The organism is Priestia sp. RMT2NF4 (assembly GCF_047872835.1).
GTDB lineage: Bacteria > Bacillota > Bacilli > Bacillales > Bacillaceae_H > Priestia > Priestia zanthoxyli.
The window spans coordinates 623,291-649,921 of record NZ_JBLQZO010000003.1 but is presented as its reverse complement, the minus strand read 5'-3'; the positions used below and the strand labels follow the sequence as shown (position 1 = coordinate 649,921).

The following is a 26,631-nucleotide window of genomic DNA, read 5'->3' as shown; positions in this document are numbered from 1 at the left end:
CTTATCCTTTCTGTTTAGGCTGGAAGAATAACACGAAAAGCCGTTCCTTCTCTTATTTTGCTTTCCACTTCAATTCGCCCTTTATGTTCTTCGATAATTTTATATGAGACCATCAAACCAAGCCCCGTTCCTTTTTCTTTTGTCGTATAAAATGGTTCTCCTAAGCGCTTGATGCGCTCTTCGGGCATTCCGTCTCCTTGATCTCGAATGGAGACCGTCACGTAGTGCGGCTCTGTAGAATAGACTTCAACAAAAATTCTTCCCCCGTTTGACGTGACTTCAATTGCGTTTTTAATTACATTTATTAGTACTTGTTTAATTTGGTTCGGCTCGCAGTATACCATTGGCAGCTGAGGGGACACACTTAGTTCAAACTGAATATTTTCTAAAAGCGCTTGAGCATTTAATAAATCAATCGTTTCTTTAACAACCGCAGCTAGATTTTTCTTTTCGAACTTTACGGCCTGTGGCTTAGCGAGTACTAGAAACTCTGTAATAATGGTTTCGATTCTTTTTAATTCGGATTTAATAATATCAAAATAAAGAGAGTGATCTTCTTGAATGCTGCTTTCTAGCAGCTGAACAAACCCTTTTAAAGCCGTCATCGGATTGCGGATTTCATGCGCAATCCCAGCTGCTAACTGTCCGACTACTTGAAGCGTATCCGATTTCCGAATCTGCTCCTGCATTTGATTTCGTTCCGTTACGTCTCTTAAAAGCGTCATATATAGACCTGGCAAGATATCTTTTTTCGTAGAGAATTCGATATTTTTAACTTTTTCGTTCCCCGTAACGTACGTAATCTCTCCTTCAGCTTCCCCTTTTTGCTCAATTGTTTCTTTATGCTCAATGACCGCATCTAAATTCGCTGAAGAAATAAAATCCTCCATGGAATGCGCACAAATCTCCTCTTTGCTGAGTTCGAGAATATCACAAAGAGAAGAATTCACATCAATAATATTTCGCTTGCCGTCCCATAAAACTAACCCATCGATCGAACCATTAAAAATCTGTCTGAATTTCTCTTCGTTATTCCGAAGCTCTTGTTCGATTTTTGTACGTTCACTAATGTTTCGAAAAATGGTTAAATGGTCTCCTTCTATAATGCCTTTTTTCCCTGTGAATTCCAACTGTTTGATTTCTCCATTTGGCATGTAAAAAGGAAGCTGATTGCGAATTTCTCCTTCTTTTTGAAATGTTTGCAGCATTTTTAATGCACTAAAGCTTTGCTTATCGATAAACGTATACAAATTACTTCCAATCAATTTGTTCAACGGCAGCTCGAATGTACGGGACGAAGCAAGATTAGCGTTTAAGATTTCCCCATCGTCTTTCCAAATCAAAATGGCTTCAATCGCATTTTCAAAAATAGCCCTGAAATTTTTTTCGCTTCTCAACAGCTGCTGCTCCATCAGCCGTTTTTCCGTCACGTCTCTCATAATGGACATATAGTATTGACTGTATATATTAGCCGTTGTGGTAAATTCAAAAAAAGTAACGTCTCCATTTTCGAGCTTAATCGGCAGCTCGCCGCTTGTCTTTCCTTCTTGATGCAGAGTTCTCCATAATTTTTTCACTTTATAATGATAAGTAGGTTCTACAAGCTCTTCTAACGTTTTAGTTAAAAGCTGTGCTCTTGTATAATTTAATCGCTCGCAAAATGAAGGGTTCGCGTCGATAAGCTGACCAGTTCGATCAAAAATAACAATTCCATCTACCGCTTCATTAAATACATCCATAAACATATGATGACTAATAAACCGTTCGTTTTCCATCATCTTGTGCTGCGTAATATCTCGAAATGTACACACAATAATGCCCGACATGTGACTATGTTTGTGTGAAGTAAATTCAACATGTTTCATCATGCCGCTTTGAAGCGTCATCGCGCCTTCATATTTGAAATAGCTTTCTTCTAAAAGCGCTGGATAGTACGCTTCAATCATGTCATACGGAAAATACATGAGAAAATCTTTCATTTGATACGTTAATAGCTCATCCTTTGTTTTTTCAAACAGCCCGCAGGCTGATTCGTTTGCATTTATAACTTGAAAATACTCATCAAATACGACAATGGCATCTAATACGTCATTAAAAATAGCTCGTAGCTGCTCTAATTCACCTTGCTGCTTTTGCGCAGCTTCAGATGTTAATTCTCTGTGTGGTGACATGCTCATTGCTCCTTTCTTTTGCACTTCCCATTTCCCCACCTTTTATCTATAGACTTAGTATTCTACAAGATTTGCTTTTTACCTTTTTAAAATTAGTCACGTTTATTCAAAATGCGACATTTCTTCACATTCTCCCGTTATTTAAAAAAGGAGCATGAATAAAAGAGGCTGGGACATAACAAAATGAAACCTATGCTCAACATAACAAAGAAAACGAACCGTGAATCAACATGTTTGATTCACGGTTCGTTTTTCACTTCGGCTAAAATACGTTTTCCCCAGCCTCTATCGATCATTCACTACAATATAAGTGGCTTGAATAGGTCCATGCACGCCAACGACTAGATTCATTTCAATATCAGCTGAATTGCTCGGTCCCGTAATAAAGTTAATGCAAGAAGCAATCGTTTCTCCTCGCTCTACTTTTTCATGAATCATTTCAGCAGCTTGTGTCATGCGAGGGACAATGGAGCTTTGAGGAATGATCGCAATATAAGTGGCCGGCAGCAAACTGACCGATCGTCCTTTTGCAGCGCTGCTGAACAAAACAACCGTGCCGGATTCCGCTAGCGTCAAATCACTGAATGTGATGCCTACATTTGCTTGTTCAGCTAGTTTAATATTCTCATCGCCTTTTGCAGAATTCCATACGTGAAGGCTACTGCTTGTTTCCCATTTCTCCATCAGCAGATTCAATCCATATTCGGAAAACCTAGGATCATCCCACGTGCTCACAAGACCATTTCCATAGTTCGCTACGGCTTCCTCAAGGACAGCTGGCAAGTGTTGTGATGATGTTTCTACATAGCGAGTATGAATACGTTCGCAATGGTTTTCAAGCTCTTTCTTTAATTGATCTGGCGAATAGCTGCGGTAGACCTCATGCTGAGGAGCATGCTTCCATTGGGGCTTTACTACGCCGCTTGTTCGCCTGCTTCGCTTAAGATTAGCTGCAATATTATCTAAAAAACTGTCTCTATTTTGAATGCTTCCGTTCATCATCATCACTCCTTTTATCAAACCAATCTCGTAAGCGCTCTTTTGTAGGCGCCGGAAACTCTCTGCTTTCCGTCCACGCTTTTAATGGACCAGGTCCTTTGGAAATACTGCTTCCTGACATAAAAGGAGTAAGAGCTGCCGGTGCTACTTTAGCGCCCACTGTATATAGAGAAGAAGAAGCTGCTCCCAAGCCAAATGCTTTCATCGCCAGCTTTTCCGAAATAGGTGCTTTTCCTTCTTTCTCGACAATTCGCTGACGATGCTTGTGCAATAGCTCATGCAGCGGAATTTTGACCGGACAGGCATCCGTACAGGCTGCGCATAGCGTTGAGGCATATGGAAGCTCTTTGTAGTCTTCATAGCCTCCAAGCAAAGGAGATAATACAGCTCCAATCGGACCTGAATAAATAGATCCATATGAATGCCCTCCAATATGGCGATACACGGGACATACATTCACACATGCCGCACAGCGAATACACTGTAAAACAGATTGAAACTCAGTTCCTAAAATCGCAGATCGTCCGTTATCCACAATCACTAGGTGAAATTCTTCCGGTCCGTCTACTTCCCCTGGAAGTCTAGGCCCTGTAAGCGCTGTTACGTAACTTGTAAGCCGCTGACCTACTGCACTTCTAGTTAAAAGGCTTACCAACACTTCAAACTCTTCAAACGTTGGCACAATTCGTTCCATTCCCATAACCGTAATTTGCGTTTTAGGAAGGGCAGTTGTTAACCTTGCATTTCCTTCATTGGTTACAAGTGAAATAGACCCAGATTCTGCAATCGCAAAATTACATCCCGTGATGCCAATATCAGCTGATAAAAATTCTTTTCGCAGCATTTCCCGGGCGTGAAGAGCTAGTTCTTCAGGTTTTTCCGTTTTTTTATAAGAAAGCTTTTCTTGAAATACATCTCTAATTTGTTCTTTATTTTTATGAAGTGCAGGAGCTACGATATGAGAAGGCGGATCGTGATCATCTACTTGCAGGATATATTCTCCTAAATCCGTTTCAATAACTTCACAGCCCAGTTCTTCTAAAGCAGCGTTCATATGAATTTCTTCTGTAACCATTGACTTGGATTTAACGACTTTCTTTGCCTGCTTTTGCCTCGCTACATTTTTTATGTACTCATTCGCTTCTTCAGCTGTTTGAGCGAAAAAAACGTGGCCTCCGCGTTTAGCTACATTATCCGTGAGCTGCTCTAAATAGTAATCTAAATTTTCAAGCGTATGCTGACGAATTTCTTCGCCAAGCGCTCTCCATTCTTCCCAGTTCCCTAATTCTTCCGCCGCATCTAATCTACGGCTTCTTAAGCGCTCTTGAGCACCTGAAACCGCAAAGCGCATAAACGCATTATTGACTCCGTCATCGACGCGTTTTTTAAACTGATCGTTTCCTATTTTCATAGACATTCGGTATTCTCCTTTCTTTACATTCTGCTATTTAACACTTCAGCGATATGCATCACTTTTACAGGCTGTCCTTTTCGTTCAATTCTTCCTCCAATATTCATAAGACAGCCGCAGTCAGCTCCAATTAAGTACTCCGCGTTTGTTTTAGCTATACAGCCCACTTTTTCATCGACCATTTGTTCAGAGATTTGCCCCATCTTAACCGAAAACGTCCCGCCAAATCCGCAGCAGTTATGACTGTTTTCAAGATTCTCCATTTCAAGACCCTTTACATTGTTTAATAGTGTAAAAGGTTCTTTTTTTACGTTTAGCAAACGCGTCATATGACAGGAAGAATGATAAGTGGCTTTCCCATTTAAGCTGGCTCCCACGTCTTCTACTTTTAAAACGTTTACAATAAAATCCGTTAGCTCATACGTTTTATCAGCAAGCTTCACGGCAGACTCATGCCATGCAGCATCACCTTTAAAAAGATGGGGATACTCTTTAAACATTGTCACACACGAGCCTGATGGAGATACAACGTACTCTGCATGCTCAAACGCTTTTATCATGTTTTTCATTGCTTCTTTTGATTCTTTTACGTAACCGCTGTTATACGCAGGCTGCCCGCAGCATACTTGACTCTTTGGAAAATCCACTTCGCATCCTAATCGTTCTAACAATTCTACCGTCGCTTTTCCTACATTTGTTTGAAACATATCAATCAAACATGTGGCAAATAAAGATACTTTCATCATTTGCTCCCTCCAAGCTGATCATTTTACTTCTTTTAGTTAACAGGTCATCAGATGACTTAATGCTATTATACTCCTATGTTTTTCTAATTTCACTAGTTTTTCAAAAATACATTTCTTTGTTTGATATTTTTCCCACAAAATAATAAGAAATTGAGACACGTGAAACCTACGTTTGCCCTATTATTAAAAAAATCCGAACGAATTTGATTCTCCATCAAGAATCAAAACCGTTCGGATCTTCCTTCAACTAAACTACGTTTGTCTCAGCTTCTTACTTATTTATTTCCAAAAATCATCAAACACTGTGATTGGCAATTGGCGTTTATGCTGCGTTTTTAAGAAGTGACCTTCAATGACGTTACTTGCATGTTCACCTACATCTTTGCCTTCTAAATAATCGTCGATTTGCTCATACGTTACGCCAAGCGCTTCTTCATCCGGAAGCTGTGGACGATCTTCTTCCAAATCAGCCGTTGGTTTTTTCATATATAGATGCTCGGGACAGCCTAATTCTTTTAGCATTTGTTTCCCTTGTCGCTTGTTTAGACGGAAGATAGGCACTAAGTCAGCTCCTCCGTCACCAAATTTTGTATAAAATCCTGTAACAGCTTCAGCGGAGTGATCCGTTCCAAGTACGACTCCACTGTACATGCCTGCTACCGTATATTGCGCAATCATTCGTTCACGTGCTTTTACATTTCCTTTGTTGAAGTCGGAAACTTTATCATCTGCCGCTTCTTCAACAGCAGAAAGCATCGCATCTACTGCTGGTTTTACATTAATAGAAATAGATTTTGTTGGTTGAATAAAAGCAAGTGCATCTTGACAGTCTGCTTCATCTGCCTGCACACCGTATGGAAGACGAACAGCAATAAACTGATAGCGCTCTTCTTCGGCTTCTTCATTCAACTCATTAACCGCTAGCTGCGCCAGCTTTCCCGTTAACGTAGAATCTTGGCCGCCGGAAATACCTAGTACAAACGAACGTAAAAAAGGATATTTGTTCATGTAGGATTTCAGAAAATCAACGCTGCGGCGAATTTCTTCCGCGGGATTAATTTCTTTTTGCACATGCATTTCTTCAATAATTTGCTTTTGTAGCTCTTTCATAAAAAAACTCTCCTCTCATTACTAGCTGACGGAGTCTACACAAGTACGGTATCAGATAGTAACTTGCTTCTAGTCTCTTCGATATTTTGCATTTTGTTATCCCAGCAGTTTGTACTTAAGTCTACTGGATACTCTGTAGGACGAAATACATCTTCGTTCGATTTTGTAATAACTTTGTAGTCATCCCATAGATGCTTTAAGTTTTGTAAGCAGTAGGCTCTCATTTCTTCAATGGTAGGCTGCTCATACACAAGCTTTCCCTGTGCAAAGATTGGCTGGTGAATTTTACGTGCGTTAAAGTTCGTGACAAACTTGCTGACGTGCGTATGAATAGGATGAAACATTTTTAAATGCTCCTCTTCATTCGGCACTTCGTCTTGCATCGTAATATAATCGCCTTCCCATTTGTGATTCACTTGATTTACAATTCGATATACTTCTTTTAGACCAGGAGTTGAAATTTTCTCCGGGTTTTCTGACAGCTTAATCGTATCCACCATGTTTCCATGATCATCTTCAATCGAAACCAGCTTGTACACCGCTCCTAGCGCCGGCTGATCAAAGGACGTCATGAGCTTTGTTCCAACTCCCCATCCATCAATTTTGGCACCTTGCGCTTTCAAATCTAGAATGCTGTACTCATCAAGGTCATTCGAAGCGAAAATTTTCACATCATGATAGCCCGCTTCATCAAGCATTTTTCTTGCCTCTTGAGAAAGATATGGAAGTCTTCCGCTGTCTAATCGAATACCGATAAAATTAATTCGTTCTCCCATTTCTTTTGCTACTTTAATAGCATTTGGAATACCTGATTTTAACGTATTATATGTATCTACTAAAAAGATACAGTTACGGTGTGATTCGGCATATTTTTTAAACGCACTATATTCATCACGATAGACTTGAACAAGCGCGTGGGCGTGAGTGCCGGACACAGGAATCCCAAACACTTTTCCCGCTCTTACATTACTGGTTGCGTCAAAGCCTCCAATATAAGCAGCTCTTGCCCCGTAAAAAGCAGCATCCAGCTCATGTGCTCTTCTTGAACCAAATTCCATAAGCTGATTTGTACCCGTATGTTCATATAAATTATCTTCTCCCGCGGCTAAGCGAATACGCGATGCTTTTGTGGCAATCAGCGGATGGAAATTTAAAATATTTAAAAGCGGCGTTTCAATAAGCTGCGCTTCTGCTAAAGGAGCGTCAATTTGCAGCATCGGTTCATTAGCAAAAATCATTTCGCCTTCTACGACCGAACGAATATTACCGCTAAATCGAACCTGTTTTAGATAGTCGATAAACTCCGCTTCATAATGTAATTCTTCATATAAATAATCTAAGTCCGTTTCGCTAAATCTGAAATTAGCAATAAAATCAATTACTCTTTCTAGCCCGGCAAACACCGCATAACCGCTTTCAAACGGCATCCGACGAAAGTAAGCTTCAAATACAGAACGACGTTTATGAATCTGGTCTTTAAAATACGTATGCGCCATATTCAGCTCGTATAGATCTGTATGCAAAGCTAGACTATCATCTCTATATTGCTTTTTCATACTTTGTAACCCTCCATTTGACAATCCTAGTTTCTATTATGTAAATCTTTTCACAATAGAGCAAGCATAAATTATCGGAAGGTGCTTGAATTTTAGTTTTTCTGTTGTTTAGAGCGCACTTTTCTGCCTGAAATGGCGTTATTTTTCTTCCGGTATGTATTTCATTAGTACATGTTCAACATTATCAAGGTGACTCATCATAAAATGCTGAGCATCTTCTGCATGCTGAGAAAGAATAGCTTCATAAATTTGCTGATGCTCTTTATAAATCCGTTCAGCCGTTTTCTCTTCTGCATAAAGCCAGATGCGTCTTGTCTCTTTCATCGTTTCAATCATCATTTCTGATACGTTATTCATAAGCTTCACTAAAAGAGGGTTTTGTGAGGCTTTGGCAATGGCTAAATGAAAAGCAAAATCTGCTTTCTCTCCCAGTTCTTCATTGCCAAACGCTCCTTTCATTTGTTCCAGACTATTAGACAGCTGTTTAAGGTCCGCATCCGTTCTCTTTTGAGCTGCCGCTCGAACAGCTCCAATTTCTAATACTTTTCTCACTTCAAGCAAATGCTCAATATCGTTTTTATTCATTAATACAGCGCTAGTTACAGGCAAAGACAGCATATCTGAGTTAAATTCGCGTACAAATGTGCCTTCTCCTTGCTTCATCTCCAGAAGCCCCATCGCCCGCAAAGCGCTAAGAGCTTCACGAATAGCTGAGCGTCCTACCTGAAAGTTTTCCGCCAGCTGCTGCACTGAATCCAAACGGTCTCCAGGTTTCAAGCTGCCTTCTTTTATATTCTCAAGAAGCGTTTCGGCTACTTCTTCGTATATTTTTTTTGGCTTAATTCGCTTATATTCCACGTTTTCCACCTCATTTTTTTCGTTCACCAAGGTTCACATTAACCGAGACTCTTTCTTCTTTTACGTTTCTGTTACATTTTACCGAAATCTTTTCCCCGCCACAACAAAAGTGCAAAGGTATTTATACTTTATTTCTCAAATGTGCTAAAATAGTAAATTGATTTCATATTACGAGTTAAAAGGAGCTTTTTGAATGAACATTGTTGTCAGTACATTGAATGCGAAGTATATTCATACTTCTTTAGCCCTTCGATGTTTAAAAGCCTATGCCGAGCCTGACTATAAAGTGGATATGGCCGAATATACGATTAAAGATCCTGCTATGAACATTGTCACGGATTTATATAAACGCAACCCAGATATTATTGGTTTCAGCTGTTACATTTGGAATATTGAAGAAACGATTAAAGTCGCACAAATGCTTAAAAAGATCAATCCTGAGCTCATCATTATATTCGGTGGACCAGAAGTAACCTATGATGTAACTCACTGGTTAGAGCGTATTCCTGAAGCTGACTTTATCGCTATTGGTGAAGGTGAAGAAACATTCAAGCAGCTGTTAGATGAACTTCACGGCGAGCGTCAGTTTGAAAACGTAAGCGGCGTGGCTTTCCGAAAAGAAGGAAAACCAGTTGTTAACCCACAGCGCAATAAAATTGATTTGCGCGAAATGCCTTCTCCTTTCCGTTTTGAAGAAGACCGCCAAGAACTTTCAAAACGCGTTGTGTATATTGAAACAAGCCGCGGCTGTCCGTTTAGCTGTCAGTTCTGTCTCTCTTCTATTGAAGTAGGCGTTCGTTATTTCGACCGAGAAAAAGTAAAAGAAGATATTCGCTATTTGATGGATAACGGAGCGCGCACAATTAAGTTCGTAGACCGCACGTTCAACATCAGCCGCAGCTACGCCATGGAAATGTTCCAATTTTTAATTGATGAACATCGTGAAGGTACCGTATTTCAGTTTGAAATTACTGCCGATATTATGCGCCCAGAAGTTATTCAGTTCTTAAACGATAACGCGCCAAAAGGATTATTCCGCTTTGAAATTGGCGTTCAATCTACAAATGATGCCGTTAATGAGCTAGTCAAACGCAAACAAAACTTCAAAAAATTAACGCGTACCGTAACAATGGTAAAAGAAGGCGGAAAGATCGACCAGCATTTAGATTTAATCGCCGGACTGCCAGACGAAGATTACAACTCATTTAAAAATACGTTTAATGATGTATTTGCACTTCGTCCTGAAGAGCTTCAGCTAGGGTTTTTAAAAATGCTTCGCGGCACTGGCTTACGTTTAAGTGCGCCTCGCTATAATTATCAATACATGGATCAGTCGCCTTATGAAATTTTAAGCAATAACGTCTTGCCATTTTCAGATGTCGTACGCATCAAGCATGTAGAAGATATTTTAGAAAAGTTTTGGAATGACCACCGAATGGATGAAACGATCGAGTTTTTAGTAGAATACTGCTATGATACGCCTTTTGATTTTTTCCAAAACTTTGGGACGTATTGGGATGAAATGGGCTGGGTTCGAATCGGTCATCAGCTTGAAGATTTATTCAGACGCCTTAAACAGTATATTCAAACAGAAAGTTTTTCAAATGAAGAAGTAATTGAAGGGTTTATGAAAATTGATTATTTACAAAACCAAAAGCATAAGCCTCGTAAGCCTTGGTGGGACGATAAAGTAGAAAAACAAGTCCGTTCTCATTACTATCAGCAAATGCTTGCTAATCCTTCTATCATGGGACAGGCTTTTGAAGCTGAACAGCTTGCTGAAAAAGAATTATACAAGCACACTGTTTTAGAGATTCTTCCATTTGATTATATGTATTATAAACAAACAGGACAAATCAATGAACAACCATCTGTTCTTCTTGCTTATTATGATCAAAAAGCAAATGATACAAAACTTTATTCAGCACCTGTAGAAGCATTTGGTCTTCCAGTTGTAAGCTAAAACCTCGGATATCCGAGGTTTTTTTCTTTAGCATTCTTTTTTCTTTTCATGCTCTTTATCAGACTTTGTCTTTCCAAGGGATTCATATATTTTAGCTGCGTTCGGATCGCCCATTTCCGTTCCAAACTCTTCTTGCAGTAATTGTTTTTGTTTTGCTTCGGTGCTCGCGATGTGCTTATTATTTTGTTTATGTTTGCTCATCGTTACTTACCTTGCTTTCCTTTTTTAGAATTGCGATTCGCGCCTTTAGCCGGCTCCTCGCCGCCAGCATATTCAGCAGCAAATTCTGCATCTGAAAGGCTCTCTTTTGGTGTATTGTTGTTAGTTAGTGCTGATTTGTACCCTACTTTACGCTTTGCCATCATCTATCCCTCCTATGCTTGGAAGTCCATTGAACTTCCTTTTCTTAGAATGCGCCTTTTGCTAAGCAATATAAGCAGAAAAAGCTGTAAAAAAGCGGTTGAAACATAACAAAATCACTTTACTCTAAATACGAGCAACTAGGATAAATGCGTTGAACCGCTTGTGACACCGCTGTTGATTTCCGTGCAAAGCTTCGCTTTCCGCGGGCGGTCGATAAGCCTTGCCCTCCCATCAACAGCTAGAAGCAGCTACATGAAACCTACGTTCACCATCATAATAAAAAGATCCGAACGAGTTGGATTCTTAATCAAGAAACAAACTCGTTCGGATCTTCCTTCAACTAACATATTTTTGTCCCAGCCTCTTTTATCCAATAATAATACGTTCTTTCGGATAGTGATAATCCGGTCCAGACGTTGGACGGCGAAGCATTAAAATGAATGAAAACATGCCAATTCGGCCAATGAACATTAAAATCATAATAACGCATTTACCGATATCAGAAAGCCCTCCTGTAATGCCCATTGATAAACCGGTTGTCCCAAAAGCTGAACACACTTCAAAAATAAGCTCAATGAGAGAAAAATGTTCTGTAACACTTAAAATAAGAAGAGAAATCGAGCAAATGATCACGGCTAACATCGACACGGCTACTGATTTGATAATGTCATCTTCATGAATTTCGCGGCGAAAGATTTTAATCGTCTTATTTCCTCTTACGTAATAAAACAGGAAAAGAATATTTAATGCAAACGTCGTCGTACGAATTCCTCCTCCTACTGAGCTCGGTGAAGCCCCGATAAACATCATCGCGCTCATCATAATTAACGTAGGAAGTGAAAACTCATTAATATTCATGGTCGCCACTCCTCCGCTCCTTGTAGCAGCGGATTGGAAAAACGCATAAAAGAACGATTCATCCCAAGACTTATCTGCTAAAAAACCTGAATGCTCTAGCACAAGAATTAAAATTGTTCCCCCTGCTAACAGCAGAAAAAACATAATGGTCGTTAGCTTCGTAAATAGAGAAAATTGAAATTTACGCTTATCTTTAAATGTTAAAAAATAGTGCTTAATCTCAATTAACACAGGGAATCCAATCGCTCCAAGCGTAATTAAAATAACAGTTACCACTTGTACAAAATAATCATGGGCATACGGAATAAATGAAGATCCTGTAATATCGAAGCCGGCATTTGTTGTAGCGCTGACAGAAGCAAAGAAACCATGCAGAAACGCATCTGTCCAGCTCGAATAGTAACGGAGAAAATGTAATCCTAAAATAATGGCACCAACTAGTTCAATAGCAAAAATAATAAATAAAATATTTCTCATCAAGTCAACTAATCCTGATAAACGGGATTGGTTATGATCTGTCATAATGAGCTGACGTTCCTTTAAACCAATTTTTTTACCTAAAATCATCCAAATGAATGTACTGAGTGTCATCACACCAATACCACCGATTTGAAAGATAAAAGCGAGCAAAAAATAGCCCGTCGTACTAAATGTATCCGGAGTAGAAACAGGTGTCAGCCCTGTTACACTTACCGCACTAACGGCAATAAATAAGCGATCAATAAATGCTAACTTCACTCCCGGCTTTAAAGCTTCTGGAATACTAAGCAATAGAAATCCAAGCGTAACAGCCACTATGTAAAATGTAACAATAATTTGAGCTGAAGACATCTGCCTTACTCGTCGTTTCCATGGTTGCGGCATAATCTGACATTCCTTTTTTGTTATAATACTAATAGTTTTCTTCTTTCTTCCCAAAGCATACTCATTGTTACATGGATCGCAATATCCATGTAAAAAATCCCATGTTCAAGAAGGTGACTACATTAGTATAAAAGAAGTCACCTCACTTGTCATTAGATATCATAAATCCCAGCAGCCTGCATCAAGAACCGTCACTCAATATTGTCTGTTTATACAAAAAAACGAGGTCGAGACATAATTAAATTAATCTAATCTAAAGACAAATAAATGGGATACATGAGCTCGTATGGACACTTGAGACACCGCTGTTGATTTCCGTGCAAGACTTCGCTTTCCGCGGGCGACCGCTGAGCCTCCTCGTCGCTTACGCTCCTGCGGGGTCTCACCTGTTCCGCTTTCCCCGCAGGAGTCTTCGCCTTGCCCCCCAATCACCAGCTAGAAGCAACCACATACTTGAAACCTGCGTTCACCATAACAAAAAACGAACCACTGATATCAGTGGTTCGTTTTTTACTTCGGCTAAAATATTTTTGTCCCAGCCGCGTCTTTATTTTATTTAGAACGTTTTTCTAGCCAATCGCCGATTGAAGGATATGTTTCCTTCACTGCTTTTGGACCAAATACAACAGATACGTGACCTGTTTGCAGCAATTTGTACTCTTTATCTTCACTTGAAACAGCGTCCATTAAAGCTGCCACTTGATGCGGCATCGCAATATGATCACGGCTAGCAGCAATGTTTAAAATATTAGCTTTAATATTTTTCAAATCTACTTTGCGTCCGCGAACTTCAAGTTCACCATTGATTAATTTGTTTTGTTGATAGAAGTCGCGAATCCACTGACGATAAGCTTCACCAGCAAATGGGATTCCGTCAGCAACCCACTTTTGCATTAGCTTCCAGCTTTCAACAAAGCGCTGATTTTCCGAACGATCCACCAGCGTTACATACGGACCGTAAAAATTTGTGATTGGCTTTAGCATCTTGTTTCCAAAGTCAATCATCTCTGGAGGGATGTTTCCAAATGTATCTACTGCTTTATCTAAATTAAAGTAGCGGTCGTCTAGGAATGCCCCGTATAAACCTGTATCCGAGAAATCAAATGGACTTGTCATAAAAATTAAGTTTTTAATCGGCAAGTCTTCATTTAATGCAGCAAAAATAGATGTCATAGTTCCGCCCATGCAGTAACCAAGAACAGACAAATCAGGAGATTTAGAAGTGCGCAGCACCTTTTTCGCCGCTTTTGGAATATAATCCACAATATAATCATCTAGCTTCATATTGCTGTCTTCAAGTCCAGGAGTTCCCCAGTCAAGTAAATACACGTCAAAACCGCGGTTTAATAAGTATTCAACAAGGCTGTTTCCAGGTGTCAAATCCAAAATATACGGTTTATTGATCAGTGCATATACGAGTAAAATTGGTGTTTTATGAAGGTTATCTTTTACTGGCGTATAGCGATATAATTTCGCTTTGTTCTTTTTCCAAATAACCTCTTTTGGTGTTAATCCAACTTCCGGTTCCGCTTCTGTTGTCATAATTTCATATGCACGCTTAAAACGTCTTGCAGAACTTTTATATTCACTTGGCATTGATTTGATTAATTTTTCCCACTCTTGCACGTAAGGAATTGCCACGAATATACACACCCTTTCATTTCATTAGTAGTTAGTTAACAAGCACAGCCCCGACAAAAGTCAGGGCCAGCATCTATTACATGTATAAGCCGCCGTTAATGTTTAACTGTTGTCCTGTAATGTACGCGCCGTCTTTTGCTAAGTAAACAACTCCGCGTGCAATTTCTTCAGCGTGGCCTAAGCGACGAGTTGGAATTTTCGCAACAACTTTTGCACGAACTTCTTCCGGCATTGCCATTACCATTTCCGTTTCAATAAATCCTGGGCAAATTGCATTAACTGTTACGCCTGACTTAGCAAGTTCAAGAGCTAATGATTTAGTGAATCCTAGCATACCTGCTTTAGCAGCTGAGTAGTTTGTTTGACCAAATCCGCCCGCTTGACCAATAATTGATGAAATATTGATAACACGACCGCCTTCAGATTCTAAAAGATGCGTTAGCGCAGCTGATGTTGTGTTGTATACGCTATGTAAGTTTACATCAATTACTTTTTTCCAATCTTCTTCGCCTAACTTCTTGAATGAACGGTCACGCGTAATTCCAGCATTGTTTACTAGAATGTCCAATTGACCAAACGCAGCTTTTGTTTCTTCGATTAGGTGTTTTGCTTGATCTACATAAGACACGTCAGCTTGAACCGCAATAGCTTCGCCGCCGTTGTCTTTAATTTCTTTTACAATTGCTTCTGCAGATTCTTTACTGCTGTTATAGTTTACTGCTACTTTTACTCCATTAGAAGCAAGCTCACGTGTAATTGCTGCCCCGATACCTTTAGATCCGCCTGTTACGATTGCTACTTTACCTTGTAATGTTGTCATGAAAAATTTCCCCCTTGCTTCTTCAGCGATGATTTTTACTGTAAATACAGCAGTTAATGTTGTTTTAAAATCCCCTATGCCCTACTTGCGAGCCGGCTGCTCAGTTTTTTGAGCGTTTGATGGTTTTGCTTCAGCTTTAGCTTCTGCCTTTGGCTTTTCAGCTAATTTTTCTTGTTTTTCTAACAGCTGAGCCTGAAGCTGCTCACCTTGAGTTTTAATTTGTTGTTGAATCGTTTCTTTTAACTCGTCTTGTGTTTTTTGCTGCCCTTCAAGAAGAGATAAAACTTTGTCGAGTTTTTTGTCTAATGATTTGACATCAGATTTCAGCTTAGTTACATCTTTTTTCAAAGCGGATGCACTTTCTTGCTGTGCTTCTAATTCATCAAAACGATCATCAAATTGCTCTTCTAATAATTCTACTTTTTCTTCCACATTGATGACTAATGACGCAACGTTTGCTACATCTTCTTTTGTGGGTACATTTACTTGGTGCAGATAGCGCCCCGTTACTTCATTTACTGCTTGTTGATATTGAAGGTTCATATTTAGCACATTTCCCATGAGCTGGGAAAATTCTTCACGATTCATATTGTCCCCAATAACTTTACCCCAGTAAGATTCGGTTTTGTCATATACGTCTTTCCATGCTTGAAACGGATCAAATACTTTTTGCTGTTCCAAAACTCCATCTCCTTTCTTGTGTACGTTAAAAGTGATGGCTTTCAATATGGACACTTAATGTGACAAGCGACATATTAGAAGCTCTAAGTAAACGCAACCAATTTTGCGTTTATTTATTGGATAATGTAAATCTTTTCACAATTCACTTACCAACAAATTATAAATGTTATAAAAATTACCTACATGTACTATTATAAATTCGTTTTCCAAAATAAACAATTCTAAATCTTTGTTTATTTTTGAATTTTTTTGACGCTTTTTGTCGAAAATCAAAAAATCGTTCTTTTTTCCTGTATTTGAAAGACCTGTTTTAAAGTGTTGACAATTTTTTCATCTAGGTGTAAATTACACATATAGAAAACAAATTCTCTTTTTTCGAAGGGGTGATTACCTTGGGATCAAGTGAAAAAGATAACACCTCTAATTCAAACAACTTAGAAAAATCGATTAGCGGTGCACCAAAAAACTTGATGGTTCCTTTTCTTCTTTTAAGTTTAAGAGGTTGGAATCTACATGGTTACAAGCTCATTCAGCAACTAATGAGCTTTGGATTCACATCAGTTGATCAAGGAAATGTCTACCGCACGCTGAGACAGCTTGAAAAAGACAACTTGATTACATCGCAATGGGATACGTCAGCTGAAGGACCTGCACGCCGGATTTACTCATTAACAGATGCCGGTGAACAATATTTAAGCATGTGGGCTAATTCACTTGAACAGTATCAAAACATGTTAGATTCATTTTTTCACATGTATACCGACATGTTGTTCCCTTTTAGCTCTTCTTCTTCTAAAAAGTCAAAAGAATCAAAAGAGGAAGAAAACGATTAAAGGGATTCACGCAGTACATCTGCGTTTCCTAATATAATGTTAAATAAATTTCACGGTCAACCAGCGAGCGCGGAATGTTAGGTTTATTACACAACTACGAATTTCTTCTTTAACGTTTTGTTCATTACGATAACTGTTCGCCAGACCAAATTATTCAAGGAGGAATTTGATTATGTCAACAGTAAAGTATGATACAGTAATTGATGCAATGTGGGAACAATGGACAAAGGGGTTACAAAACATTGCAGACGGAAACAAACAAATTGAGCAATGGACGTTAAAAGCACTTGAGCAACAGCAAGAATTTGTAACAAAAGCAGTTGAACAACTTCAAGCAACAGACAAACAGTGGAAAGCTGAATTAGAAGATCTTCAACAAAAAACAGTTGAAAACTTACGTAAAACAGCTGGTAACGCTGTTGCCGATTCTTATGAAGAATGGACAAACCGCACGCATGAAGCATTAAATAAATTACAAGAGCTTTCTCTTAACCAAAGCAAATCAAGCTATTCTTTAGTAAAGCAAGCTCAAGAACAATATCATCAAGTAGTAACACAATTAGTAGAAGAGCAAAAGAAAACGCGTCAAGAGTTCCAACACGTATCTGATGCATACGTAGAGCAAGTAAAATCTCTTCAAAAATCATTTGCTCAGTCTCTTGAGCAATATGCGGTTGTAAAATAATATATAAAAAAGCCCAGCTTCTTTGAAAGCTGGGCTTTTTTATACTTTCTTGCAAACCATTACCAGTATGCAAAATAGTAAACAGCAAATAATACAGGTACAGCAGTGAACTGCTGTACAACTAAAAAAGGAGATGACTAATCATGGCTAGAACAAATAAACTATTAACACCAGGAGTAGAACAATTTTTAGATCAATATAAATACGAAATCGCTCAAGAATTTGGGGTAACTCTAGGTTCTGACACTGCTGCACGCAGCAACGGTTCAGTAGGCGGAGAAATCACAAAACGCTTGGTGCAACAAGCTCAAGCTCACTTAAGCGGCAGCACACAAAAATAAAACATAACTTCATAACATGGCTAAAAAAAAGGCACCTGCGTGTGCCTTTTTCTTACATAATATAGTCTTTTAAATACACGTAGTCCCCCGCTAATATAATAACCATTGCGATGATATATTTCCGGTTTCTTTCAATTGTTTTCCGGCTCACTTTGACATGTTTTTCAATCAAGCGAATGGGAAGCTGCCGCTTTAAAAACAGCTTATCTTTTAATTCTTTTTCATTGACGATAAAAGATGCAACTTCCACTGCGTTTCCCCTTGCATCCTTATGTTTAGGAGACGTGTTAATAATGTCTTCAAGAGTTAATTTAAACAGTTCCAGCGTCTGACAAAAATAAGTCATTTCCTCTTGAATATATGAAGTTTCACTTTGCCTTTTATAGTTAGAAAGCGATATATCCCTTTCTACCTTACCTTGCATAAAACCTTCATTTTCAATTCGGCTATAGAGCAGCGTTTGGTTTCGCTTTTCTTTTCGAATATAGTCGATGACTCTTCTTTTAATAATCAGTTCCGCAAATGCAAGAAGGGATCTTCCTTTTTGGATTGTGTAATTTTCAATGGCTTCATTAAACGCAATCAGACCAATGCTAAATTCATCGTCAGCTTCACTTATATAACGTTTACATACAGCTGAAACAACTTTAGCAATAAACGGTTTATATTGTTGAATCATTTCGTTATGTAATTGTTTATCCCCTTGCTGAATCGTCAGTACAAGCGTTTCAAGCGATGGAGGCGTTTGAACTTTTGTGAGCATTGGCTTCACCTCTTTTACTATACTCAGTTGCTTTATACCATGTTAATATCCATTCTTTTGATGACGAACAGGGTAAAGAAGCGCTCTGCTCCTTTTAATTCTCTTTATTATAACCCATAATAGCTCAATTTTACCAATTAACATACATTTGAAATATATGTTTATGAACTGAAATAAACTTCATTGAACTGAATTATCCAACGCTGATTCTGTTCTTTACAGAATATGAACGAAAAAGCAAAACATTCGGATATACAGTAATTAAACATCAGTTAGTTCTTTTACCCTTTCTCAAAACAATTTAAACTAGGTATTTTATCTTAATACAAAAAAAACGCGCATTAAAAGCGCGTTTTTTTGTATTATTGATTTTCAATTTTCTTTAATGAGTCTTTTTCTTTCTCTGAACCTTCAAGATCAGTTTGTTCTTTGTTTTTAGATAAAAACCAGCCTGAAGCTGCTATGCCAAGTAACACAACCCAAAACGTAATTTTCCATACTTTTGATTCAGGGAAGTGTTCATTAATAATACCTAACTCCGGATGAGCAAGAGTGTAAACTGCTAGCTTAACCCCTACCCAGCCTACGATAGCAAAAGCCGCCGTTTCTAGCCCCGGGCGCGTATTTAATAGCTTGACGAACCAAGTTGCAGCAAAACGCATAATGATTAGTCCCATAATTCCTCCGGCAAAGATCACCAAGAATTGTCCGCCATCGAGTCCGCCAATTTTAGGAAGATTGGTTGTTGGCAACGTAACGGCAAGAGCCACAGCAGCCAAAATTGAATCAACTGCAAAAGCAATGTCCGCTACTTCTACTTTCAAGACCGTCATCCAGAAACCTGAGCCCTTTTTTCCGTCCCCTTCTTTTACTTTTTCATGATCACCTTTTTTCACATATCGCTTCACAATATGATTAATGGAAATGAACAATAAGTAAATGGCTCCTATTGCTTGAAGCTGCCATACATCTACCAAAAATGAAATCAAAAACAATGAACCGAATCTAAAAATAAAGGCACCGGCTAATCCGTAAAACAATGCCTTCTTGCGTTTTTCTTCCGGTAAATGTTTGACCATAATGGCCATTACAAGAGCATTATCCGCCGCCAAAATTCCTTCTAATGCAACCAGCACCAGCAATACCCATCCATATTCTAACAAAAGCGATGCATCCATAAAAATCCCCTCTCGTTTCTTTGTATAAGTTGATTTATTCTCATTACCGGAATAAAACACAAAAAGACCTTTGCCAAATATGGCAAAGGTCTTGCTAAGCATAATCATTATGCCAACAAAGCCGATGGAATACTCCATGTAATGACGACTTTGTTTCAGGTTTCCCTGACGCTACTCCCCTTTACTCCGTAAGAAGTAAATGTATTAAGTTGTTTTTATTTTACAAAAGGTCCACTAATAAGTCAATGAAAAGCCTTCTAAACTTTTGTTAAGCTTTTGTAAAGCGATTTAATACATTCAAAAACGTGGCAATATGAATTGGCTTTGTTACATATTCACTAAAACCGACTAAAAAAGCTTGATCGATATCGCTTTGCATCGCGCTTGCACTCAAGGCGACTCGCGGAATATGCTTCAACTCTTTTTCCAGTTGAAGCTGTGTGCATACCTCAAAACCATTCATATCAGGTAGATCAATATCAATTAAAACAATATCCGGTGAAATGGACTTGATTAGCCCGATGCCGTTTTCTCCTGTTTTGGCAACTAAGAGCTTAACGTTTTTATATGGAGAAAGAATCGATTGCATAAGCTCAATATTTGTATCGTTATCCTCAATATACACAATTGAGATTGGCATGGAAAAACCTAAAAATGACTCGGCTTCCCTTTCATTGGATAAGCGTTTAGGAACAGGTGGATGTACTAAGGGAAAACGAACCCAAAATGTACTGCCTTTTCCTTCTTCACTTCGCACTCCGCACGTTCCATTCATTAAGACAACAAGCTGCTTTACAAGCGCCAGCCCAATCCCTGTTCCGTCTTTTTCTAGTCTATTCACACGATAGAAAGGCTCAAAAATCCGATTTAATTCTGAAGCTGGAATTCCAAAGCCCCTATCTTCAATCAATATGGTTACGTGATGCTGAGCAATATCGGTATAGATAATGATATCGCGATAAGCGGGCGAATATTTAATGGCGTTTGTAAGCAGATTTAATAAGATCTGCTGAAACCGAAGTTCATCTACTTCAACAAAGACTTCTTGGTATGCGTGAAAGCGAGTATAAAATATACTATGCTTATCTTTTGCTAATGGTTTCATAATTTTAAGCGCGTCTTCAATTGCTTCTTTTACCGACACTGGTTCAAGGTTAATCGCTAAGTGACCTGATTCAATTTTCGATAAATCAAGCGTTTCATTTATTAAATAAAGAAGATGATTACCTGCTTTTAAAATTTTTCGTATACGATTCAATTGTTTTTCTGTTAAATCTTTTTCTCCTTGCTCTTCCAATATCTGTGCATAGCCTAAAATACTGTTTAAAGGCGTTCGAAGTTCATGGCTTACTTTTGATAAAAATTCTGACTTAGCCTGATTTGCTTTTTCGGCTTCTTCTTTGGCTATAATCATTTGCTGATTGGAATGAAGCAGATCTTGTTCTTGTTCCTGCTGCTTTGTAATATCATAAAATGTGACAACTACGCCTTTATAATATTTGCTTTCTTGCAGAGGTTCAGCATTCACCGAAAGCCAAGTCAACTTTTTCTCATTTAAATAAATGCCCATGACTGTATTTCGCACAGGCTCTTTTGTATGAAGACAGCGGACAGATGGAATATCTTCGAGTGCAAAAGCTGTGCCATCAGGATGAATAATTTCCCAGTCTAAACCAAACGGGTTAACCGATAACATTTGGTCATAAGGCACGTTTAGAATCTTAGCAGCGTATGCATTGGCAGCAATTAAGTTACCTTCAAGGTCATGAAACACCACGCCTTCTGACATTGTAGAAAGAACGGATCGATACATGCTTTCACTTTTAGCCAGCTTTTCTCTTGCTTCGTGAAGATCAGTAATATCTACTATAGAACCAATAACTTCTTGTACTTCTCCTTTGTAGATATGAGGTGTTAATTTCGTATAGTAAGCAAAGTCGTTCAAAAGTACTTCATACGACACTTTCTCTCCCGCCCATGCTTTATCATAGTAACTCCTATTATCTCTTGCGTAGGATTCAGGTAAAAATTCCTCAGGTGTTTTTCCGACAACATCTATTTCCTCATATCCCATTTCACGAATCATTTTGCCTTCGCACATCGTATAGACATATCCTTTACTGTTCTTCACAAATTTAAAAATAGTACCATCTTGCTGTGAAAGCGTGCGTTTTAAATCTTTTTGTAAATCCAGAAGCTGCTGTTGAGCCCTTTTTCGATCTGTCACATCTTTGGCGATAACGTAACTTCCTTTAATTTGATCATAAACAATAATGGGCATTTGCGTTACTTCAACGTATACAGGCTGATTATCTTTGCGAATCAGCGTTGCCTCATAATATACAGAGTCTCCGCTCAGGGATTTCCACATATATTCTTCAGCTCTTTCAGCTTCTCTGAACATAGAAGGAAACGGGATTGTCTCCATTTTGTTTAACGTGTATCCTGTTAGCTCGATTCCTTTTGGGTTAATCGTTTGAATATTGCCGTACAAATCAACCGCACACACAATATTGGGATTGTAGTTAAAAAGAGATTGATAATACTCTTCTTTTAATTGACTTTCCCTCACTTCTTCCTGACGCTTAAAAGCAGCAACGAGCAGGAAGACAATCAGTAGCGTAATTGTGATGCTTGCAATAATATTGGAAAACGGCGCTTGATACGGCAGCCACTGGCCCCACCTTCTAGCAACTGAATGTGCAATATGCAGCTTCATTCCATACATACTGATGAAATGCATAGCTGAAATACCAATACCCAGTAAAATAGAGCTAACAAGTTTAAGAAATGGATTAGCTTTCACGCTTTTCGAACGAAAAAACAAGTGCATCGCATAAAAGGCAACGACCAGGGCGATGATGATGGAAAGCAAAACAGATAGCATCGCATAATGAATGTGTGCTTCTGTTTCGATTGCTGCCATTGCAATGTAATGCGTACCCAGAATACTGCTTCCTAAAATAAGCCCTGACCATACCGACGTGCGCCATTTCCAGAATGTCCAAAACGCAACTAATGACCCGCTAATTGCTATTATTAAAGCAAGAACAGAAAGTACAGCATCAAAATGAAAGCTAACAGGAACATAATAAGCAAGCATAGCAATATAATGCATCGCCCCCACTCCAAGCCCCATTGAAGTTGCTGACAGTGTAAGCCACAAATAATTGTTCCGCTGTTTTTTCATCATTTTGCTCACAATATCAAGTGCTGTATAAGAGGCAAGAATCCCTACAATGACAGCAAGAAATACGGTAAATTCATTATAGTGACCAGTAATTGAAATCATTTTCTTTCCTTTCACTTTAACGTTACTTCTTCTATCTAACTTTCCTTATAAGAACTATATTACGATCATTTATTCCGAAAGCAGACACATGAAATAGACGAAACTTACATAAGCTTCGTCCCCTCATCAGCGTAACTATTTTAGAAGAAGCAGCATCTCTTAATTTGTCATTAACTGATGCAGCTGTTTTTGAACGTCTTGGATTTTTAATTTTGAGATATGAGCATATTCATCAATTTCTAAGAAATAAACAAGATATGTTTCGTTTTTTGGTGTGATGTGCGAAACTTTCTGCAAATTTACGATATAAGACCGATGTGTTTGACTGAATACAGAAGGGTTCAAATACATATAGATATCACTAATATTTTCATATGTCTCATAGACACGTGATTGAGTATAGATTAAGCATTTTTTTCCGGACTTTTCAATAAAAATAATTTGATCAATTGGAATGTAATAAGTAGATCCATTAAATTTTACAGGCAGTCTTTTTAATTGCTCACCTGGCTTTTTTGACTGATTTTTATCAATTCCAATGGAGTTTTTTGCCCGCTCTAGCGCCATATAAAGTCTGGTTTTTTCAATTGGTTTTACAATGTAATCCAATGCTGACAACTCGAATGCCTTCACAGCAAATTCATCATAACCGGTGATAAAAATGAAGTTTAAATTCGGCTTAATGCGCAGGCACTTTTTTATGGCATCTACACCGTTAATCGTAGGCATATTAATGTCTACGAGCAAAAGGTCTGGACTCTTAGCCATCACTTCCTGTACAAGCTGCTCTCCGTCTTTGCAGATGCCAATCACTTCAAATTCCGGAAGCTGTTCTATAAAATAATCTAAAATTTCAACCGAATCTTCGTTATCATCGGCAATAATTAAGTTGATTTTGTTCATCCTGACTCCCCCTAGGATACAATGTTAAAGTATAGTACGAACTATTGCCCATTCTGTTTTATGCATGTCTACACATCTTTATAGTGTTTTTATGTTGAGATGAATGATCTACACGGACGCTAATCGTTAATGGAACGCACAACGATTGTTCATGGGGAATATTGCAATAATTGTAGGTTTTCTAGAAGAAGAAATAAAACCGTTTATCTATTATCATTTATTTTCCTAACAATGATTTAATACCCTTTTTATAATCTGTAAATCAGCATGCCAGAATCTTTATTTAATATTTTTAATAAAGGCGACACGCTATTTTCAATCATTTTGTCTTCTCTTACTATTAAAACATGTTCTACGTTCTTCCACCCATACTTTTATTCATTTTTTACTTTTTATTCAAGGTAATTACTTACATACAACCCTTAATAACCCTGTATTTGTAATTTCACTTGAAGAAATTTATGTATTTTTTATTCATTTTATTATAAAAATTCTAGCATATAACGCTATGAACTTACATATGTATTCCGAACTAGTTCCTTTTAGAACTATGATTATTATACCATTTCATAGTATAAATCACATATATTTAAAGGTGAAGACTTTCCATTCCTTTAAGAGTTCAAAGCTATTTATTTGTAAAATAAATCAATTCATTCCTCTCTAAAGGCTAATACATCTAATTATCCATCTATTATCTGTAAAAAAACAGGCCTAAAGTTATACTTCGGCCTGTTTTACTTTCATTTCTTATTTTGCATTTTTTACAATTTGCTGTGCCTGTTTAGATACAAAGAAGCGACCTTTTTTATCCTGTACCACCACACTGTCCATCTGCATCTCTTTTCCATTTACAATCGCAATATTTTTATTTACCGGAAAACGTACCGTTCGCTTATTGTTTGTAACAACGAGCACAGGGTTGTTTTTATCTTTTGAGTCCACCGCTACATTTGAGCCTTTAAAAGCTTTATTTGCTTCAATAAATAATTCATTTGTTAACTCGTTTAAGTTAATATTCATTGACTTAGCCATATGTTTGGCAATATCCGTATTATCAAAGTGCCCCGTTGGTCGACTGACGCCGTATGAATACAGAAATACATCCTCACCCGTATGACCGCCCGTTGTGAATCCAAGGTTTGCTCGGTTGGCTAATAACTTCGATAGTGTAGCACTCATTTCTTTTTTATCTCTTGCTTTAGTCAGCTGCGCTTTTTCCTCTGAAGTTAGGTTTGATAAACCATACAAAGCAGCTACTTCTTCTTTATTTGATAAATCTTCTTTTAAGTTAGACGTAGCACCTTCTAACGTCATTTTTGCTTTTTTTAATGGATCAATATAAGCAGAAACAGGTGTGGTATCATATCCTTTTGTTGTATTTGCATTACCGATTGAAAGACCGCTGTTTCCGTGATCAGCAATCGCAATAACCATCGTATTTCCATCTTTTTTAGCGAACTCTACTGCCTTGCCCACTGCTTCATCAAACGCTAATACATCGCTAATCATACCTACTGGATCATTCGCATGAGCTGCCCAATCCGTTTTGCTTCCTTCAACAAATAAGAAAAAACCGTCTTTATCTTTGGAGAGTGTTGTTATTGCTTTATTTGTCATCTGAGACAGCTTTGGCTGTTCTGCTTTTGTCTGCGGTCGATCCATATCATACGCTAAGTCTCGGTCAGCGAAGCTCCCCCAGATTTTTTTGGCGCGTGACTGCTCTAATTCCTTTTTATTTTCTACAAAGTCATATCCTCTTTTGCTCAATACATTGACTAAGTTTTCACCGTCTTTTCGGCTTTTTTCTTCTTTTCCTGGCAGAAGAGATTGCTTACCTCCTCCAAGTACTACATCAATGTTTTGATACACTTGCTGCTCCGCTAGCGTTTGAAAATCATCACGGCTGTAGTTGTGGGCTGAAAAACCAGCTGGTGTGGCGTGCTGGATTTCAGAAGTAGCCACAATTCCTGTCGCGCGCCCCGAAAGCTTTGCTCCTTCTAGAACGTTTGCTACGGGACGAAACTGATCTTCTTTTTCTACGGGTTTAACCCCAGGTGTATTCACTACTGAAGGGAGCACACCTACATAACCAGAATTTGATTTATTTCCTGTTGCTAAAGCAGTAGCTGCCGGAGCGGAATCTGTAATAGCAGATTCTGCCGAATACGCACGTACTCCCCCGGCCATCAGCTGATCCATATGTAACGGTTTTCCTTTGTACCATCTTGCAAGTGTAGTAGCATTTGAGCTCGTCCCGTCCATTACCATCATAATGACATTTTGAGGTTTCTTAGCTGACTTATGCTCCACTTTTGCTTCCGTTTGAATAAGAGAGTTTCCTAAGCCAAACGAGGCCAATGCTACTGCTCCTGCCAGTGTAATACCTGCTAATTTTTTCTTCATATAAATGTACCCGCTCCTTTATTTCATTATCTTCGACATGTCTAAAGTTACCATCCAAACGTAAATCTACTGTTTATCCACTGTAAAAGAGTGTAAAGTTTGTCTTTATATTCTTCCTTTCTTCTTAAGAAAAAATAGTCGAATAAAAAGGAAGTACATGAACAAACTACCAGTAATAGAAAGTCATGC

Annotated in this window: 23 protein-coding genes and 1 riboswitch; of the genes, 4 read left to right on the top strand and 19 right to left on the bottom strand. The window is 38.3% G+C overall.

What is annotated here, in order from left to right; translation table 11 throughout:
* Positions 1–14: 14 nt before the first annotated feature.
* The 7 genes from ACMX9J_RS16720 to ACMX9J_RS16690 all read right to left on the bottom strand — a co-directional run bounded on the left by ACMX9J_RS16720 (position 15) and on the right by ACMX9J_RS16690 (position 8,851).
* The gene (locus ACMX9J_RS16720; protein WP_028414174.1) at positions 15–2,195 is read right to left on the bottom strand and encodes a PAS domain S-box protein; all 2,181 of its coding nucleotides are present in this window, start codon (positions 2,193–2,195) and stop codon (positions 15–17) included.
* A gap of 261 nt (positions 2,196–2,456) precedes the next feature.
* Entirely contained in the window at positions 2,457–3,170 is a 714-nt protein-coding gene (locus tag ACMX9J_RS16715; protein ID WP_028414175.1) for a LutC/YkgG family protein, read from the bottom strand.
* Positions 3,148–4,587 carry a LutB/LldF family L-lactate oxidation iron-sulfur protein gene (locus ACMX9J_RS16710; protein ID WP_028414176.1) on the bottom strand — a complete coding sequence of 480 codons (1,440 nt, stop codon included), beginning with the start codon at positions 4,585–4,587 and terminating at the stop codon, positions 3,148–3,150. Before ACMX9J_RS16710 ends, ACMX9J_RS16715 begins: the two co-directional genes overlap by 23 nt.
* Positions 4,588–4,604: 17 nt before the next feature.
* Positions 4,605–5,324: a (Fe-S)-binding protein gene (locus tag ACMX9J_RS16705; protein WP_028414177.1), complete on the bottom strand. Its 720-nt coding sequence runs from the start codon at positions 5,322–5,324 to the stop codon at positions 4,605–4,607.
* Between the two features lie 282 nt (positions 5,325–5,606).
* Positions 5,607–6,437: an ammonia-dependent NAD(+) synthetase gene (nadE, locus tag ACMX9J_RS16700; protein WP_028414178.1), complete on the bottom strand. Its 831-nt coding sequence runs from the start codon at positions 6,435–6,437 to the stop codon at positions 5,607–5,609.
* A 35-nt stretch (positions 6,438–6,472) separates the two neighbouring features.
* On the bottom strand, positions 6,473–7,993 hold the full coding sequence (locus ACMX9J_RS16695; RefSeq protein WP_416226034.1) for a nicotinate phosphoribosyltransferase: 1,521 nt from the start codon (positions 7,991–7,993) through the stop codon (positions 6,473–6,475).
* A gap of 138 nt (positions 7,994–8,131) precedes the next feature.
* Positions 8,132–8,851, bottom strand: a complete 720-nt coding sequence (locus ACMX9J_RS16690; RefSeq protein WP_028414180.1) for a FadR/GntR family transcriptional regulator — start codon at positions 8,849–8,851, stop codon at positions 8,132–8,134.
* Positions 8,852–9,044: 193 nt separating this feature from the next.
* Here ACMX9J_RS16690 and ACMX9J_RS16685 point away from each other — a divergent pair, with 193 nt between their 5' ends.
* Entirely contained in the window at positions 9,045–10,814 is a 1,770-nt protein-coding gene (locus tag ACMX9J_RS16685; protein ID WP_176344399.1) for a B12-binding domain-containing radical SAM protein, read from the top strand.
* A 27-nt stretch (positions 10,815–10,841) separates the two neighbouring features.
* Here the strand turns inward: ACMX9J_RS16685 and ACMX9J_RS16680 are convergent, their stop codons facing one another.
* The 7 genes from ACMX9J_RS16680 to phaR form a co-directional block, all read right to left on the bottom strand.
* Positions 10,842–11,015, bottom strand: coding sequence for a hypothetical protein (locus ACMX9J_RS16680; protein WP_014461091.1), 174 nt, complete (start codon positions 11,013–11,015; stop codon positions 10,842–10,844).
* A gap of 2 nt (positions 11,016–11,017) precedes the next feature.
* On the bottom strand, positions 11,018–11,176 hold the full coding sequence (locus tag ACMX9J_RS16675) for a hypothetical protein (RefSeq protein ID WP_025749458.1): 159 nt from the start codon (positions 11,174–11,176) through the stop codon (positions 11,018–11,020).
* A gap of 367 nt (positions 11,177–11,543) precedes the next feature.
* Positions 11,544–12,923 carry a TrkH family potassium uptake protein gene (locus tag ACMX9J_RS16670; protein WP_255285406.1) on the bottom strand — a complete coding sequence of 460 codons (1,380 nt, stop codon included), beginning with the start codon at positions 12,921–12,923 and terminating at the stop codon, positions 11,544–11,546.
* A 219-nt stretch (positions 12,924–13,142) separates the two neighbouring features.
* Positions 13,143–13,331, bottom strand: a complete 189-nt coding sequence (locus ACMX9J_RS16665) for a hypothetical protein (RefSeq protein ID WP_080963408.1) — start codon at positions 13,329–13,331, stop codon at positions 13,143–13,145.
* 120 nt (positions 13,332–13,451) lie between these two features.
* Positions 13,452–14,540 carry a class III poly(R)-hydroxyalkanoic acid synthase subunit PhaC gene (locus ACMX9J_RS16660; protein ID WP_013055939.1) on the bottom strand — a complete coding sequence of 363 codons (1,089 nt, stop codon included), beginning with the start codon at positions 14,538–14,540 and terminating at the stop codon, positions 13,452–13,454.
* 76 nt (positions 14,541–14,616) lie between these two features.
* On the bottom strand, positions 14,617–15,360 hold the full coding sequence (phbB, locus tag ACMX9J_RS16655) for an acetoacetyl-CoA reductase (protein WP_014461095.1): 744 nt from the start codon (positions 15,358–15,360) through the stop codon (positions 14,617–14,619).
* A gap of 81 nt (positions 15,361–15,441) precedes the next feature.
* Positions 15,442–16,041, bottom strand: coding sequence for a polyhydroxyalkanoic acid synthase subunit PhaR (gene phaR, locus ACMX9J_RS16650; protein ID WP_028414183.1), 600 nt, complete (start codon positions 16,039–16,041; stop codon positions 15,442–15,444).
* Between the two features lie 392 nt (positions 16,042–16,433).
* On the opposite strand from phaR, the gene phaQ reads away from it, so the two are divergent.
* From phaQ to ACMX9J_RS16635, 3 genes are all read left to right on the top strand, one after another.
* Complete coding sequence (gene phaQ / locus ACMX9J_RS16645; protein ID WP_013055935.1) at positions 16,434–16,874, top strand: poly-beta-hydroxybutyrate-responsive repressor; 441 nt, start codon at positions 16,434–16,436, stop codon at positions 16,872–16,874.
* A gap of 172 nt (positions 16,875–17,046) precedes the next feature.
* Positions 17,047–17,559, top strand: a complete 513-nt coding sequence (gene phaP / locus ACMX9J_RS16640; RefSeq protein ID WP_014461097.1) for a polyhydroxyalkanoic acid inclusion protein PhaP — start codon at positions 17,047–17,049, stop codon at positions 17,557–17,559.
* Positions 17,560–17,702: 143 nt separating this feature from the next.
* Positions 17,703–17,900, top strand: a complete 198-nt coding sequence (locus ACMX9J_RS16635; protein ID WP_013055933.1) for an alpha/beta-type small acid-soluble spore protein — start codon at positions 17,703–17,705, stop codon at positions 17,898–17,900.
* Positions 17,901–17,952: 52 nt separating this feature from the next.
* On the opposite strand, the gene sigI is transcribed toward ACMX9J_RS16635, so the two are convergent.
* The 5 genes from sigI to ACMX9J_RS16610 all read right to left on the bottom strand — a co-directional run bounded on the left by sigI (position 17,953) and on the right by ACMX9J_RS16610 (position 26,442).
* Positions 17,953–18,663, bottom strand: a complete 711-nt coding sequence (gene sigI / locus ACMX9J_RS16630; protein WP_033578364.1) for an RNA polymerase sigma factor SigI — start codon at positions 18,661–18,663, stop codon at positions 17,953–17,955.
* 362 nt (positions 18,664–19,025) lie between these two features.
* Positions 19,026–19,841 (bottom strand): TerC family protein, encoded by an 816-nt coding sequence (locus tag ACMX9J_RS16625; protein WP_099000166.1) that lies wholly within the window; start codon positions 19,839–19,841, stop codon positions 19,026–19,028.
* 97 nt (positions 19,842–19,938) lie between these two features.
* Positions 19,939–20,033, bottom strand: a riboswitch (yybP-ykoY riboswitch).
* Positions 20,034–20,109: 76 nt separating this feature from the next.
* Positions 20,110–23,133 (bottom strand): PAS domain S-box protein, encoded by a 3,024-nt coding sequence (locus ACMX9J_RS16620; protein WP_416226033.1) that lies wholly within the window; start codon positions 23,131–23,133, stop codon positions 20,110–20,112.
* Between the two features lie 159 nt (positions 23,134–23,292).
* Positions 23,293–24,036, bottom strand: coding sequence for a LytR/AlgR family response regulator transcription factor (locus ACMX9J_RS16615; RefSeq protein WP_028414187.1), 744 nt, complete (start codon positions 24,034–24,036; stop codon positions 23,293–23,295).
* A 750-nt stretch (positions 24,037–24,786) separates the two neighbouring features.
* Positions 24,787–26,442 (bottom strand): alkaline phosphatase, encoded by a 1,656-nt coding sequence (locus tag ACMX9J_RS16610; protein ID WP_176344402.1) that lies wholly within the window; start codon positions 26,440–26,442, stop codon positions 24,787–24,789.
* Positions 26,443–26,631 lie beyond the last annotated feature (189 nt).

What these genes read in the sequence shown, in the direction of transcription:
- ACMX9J_RS16710 (WP_028414176.1), bottom strand. Translation starts at nt 4,587, where the DNA reads ATGTCTATGAAAATAGGAAACGATCAGTTTAAAAAACGCGTCGATGAC.
- phbB (WP_014461095.1), bottom strand. Translation starts at nt 15,360, where the DNA reads ATGACAACATTACAAGGTAAAGTAGCAATCGTAACAGGCGGATCTAAA.
- ACMX9J_RS16715 (WP_028414175.1), bottom strand. Translation starts at nt 3,170, where the DNA reads ATGAACGGAAGCATTCAAAATAGAGACAGTTTTTTAGATAATATTGCA.
- ACMX9J_RS16695 (WP_416226034.1), bottom strand. Translation starts at nt 7,993, where the DNA reads ATGAAAAAGCAATATAGAGATGATAGTCTAGCTTTGCATACAGATCTA.
- ACMX9J_RS16685 (WP_176344399.1), top strand. Translation starts at nt 9,045, where the DNA reads ATGAACATTGTTGTCAGTACATTGAATGCGAAGTATATTCATACTTCT.
- ACMX9J_RS16675 (WP_025749458.1), bottom strand. Translation starts at nt 11,176, where the DNA reads ATGGCAAAGCGTAAAGTAGGGTACAAATCAGCACTAACTAACAACAAT.
- phaP (WP_014461097.1), top strand. Translation starts at nt 17,047, where the DNA reads ATGTCAACAGTAAAGTATGATACAGTAATTGATGCAATGTGGGAACAA.
- ACMX9J_RS16620 (WP_416226033.1), bottom strand. Translation starts at nt 23,133, where the DNA reads ATGATTTCAATTACTGGTCACTATAATGAATTTACCGTATTTCTTGCT.
- nadE (WP_028414178.1), bottom strand. Translation starts at nt 6,437, where the DNA reads ATGAAAGAGCTACAAAAGCAAATTATTGAAGAAATGCATGTGCAAAAA.
- ACMX9J_RS16705 (WP_028414177.1), bottom strand. Translation starts at nt 5,324, where the DNA reads ATGAAAGTATCTTTATTTGCCACATGTTTGATTGATATGTTTCAAACA.
- ACMX9J_RS16680 (WP_014461091.1), bottom strand. Translation starts at nt 11,015, where the DNA reads ATGAGCAAACATAAACAAAATAATAAGCACATCGCGAGCACCGAAGCA.
- ACMX9J_RS16615 (WP_028414187.1), bottom strand. Translation starts at nt 24,036, where the DNA reads ATGAACAAAATCAACTTAATTATTGCCGATGATAACGAAGATTCGGTT.
- ACMX9J_RS16635 (WP_013055933.1), top strand. Translation starts at nt 17,703, where the DNA reads ATGGCTAGAACAAATAAACTATTAACACCAGGAGTAGAACAATTTTTA.
- ACMX9J_RS16610 (WP_176344402.1), bottom strand. Translation starts at nt 26,442, where the DNA reads ATGAAGAAAAAATTAGCAGGTATTACACTGGCAGGAGCAGTAGCATTG.
- sigI (WP_033578364.1), bottom strand. Translation starts at nt 18,663, where the DNA reads ATGCTCACAAAAGTTCAAACGCCTCCATCGCTTGAAACGCTTGTACTG.
- ACMX9J_RS16625 (WP_099000166.1), bottom strand. Translation starts at nt 19,841, where the DNA reads ATGGATGCATCGCTTTTGTTAGAATATGGATGGGTATTGCTGGTGCTG.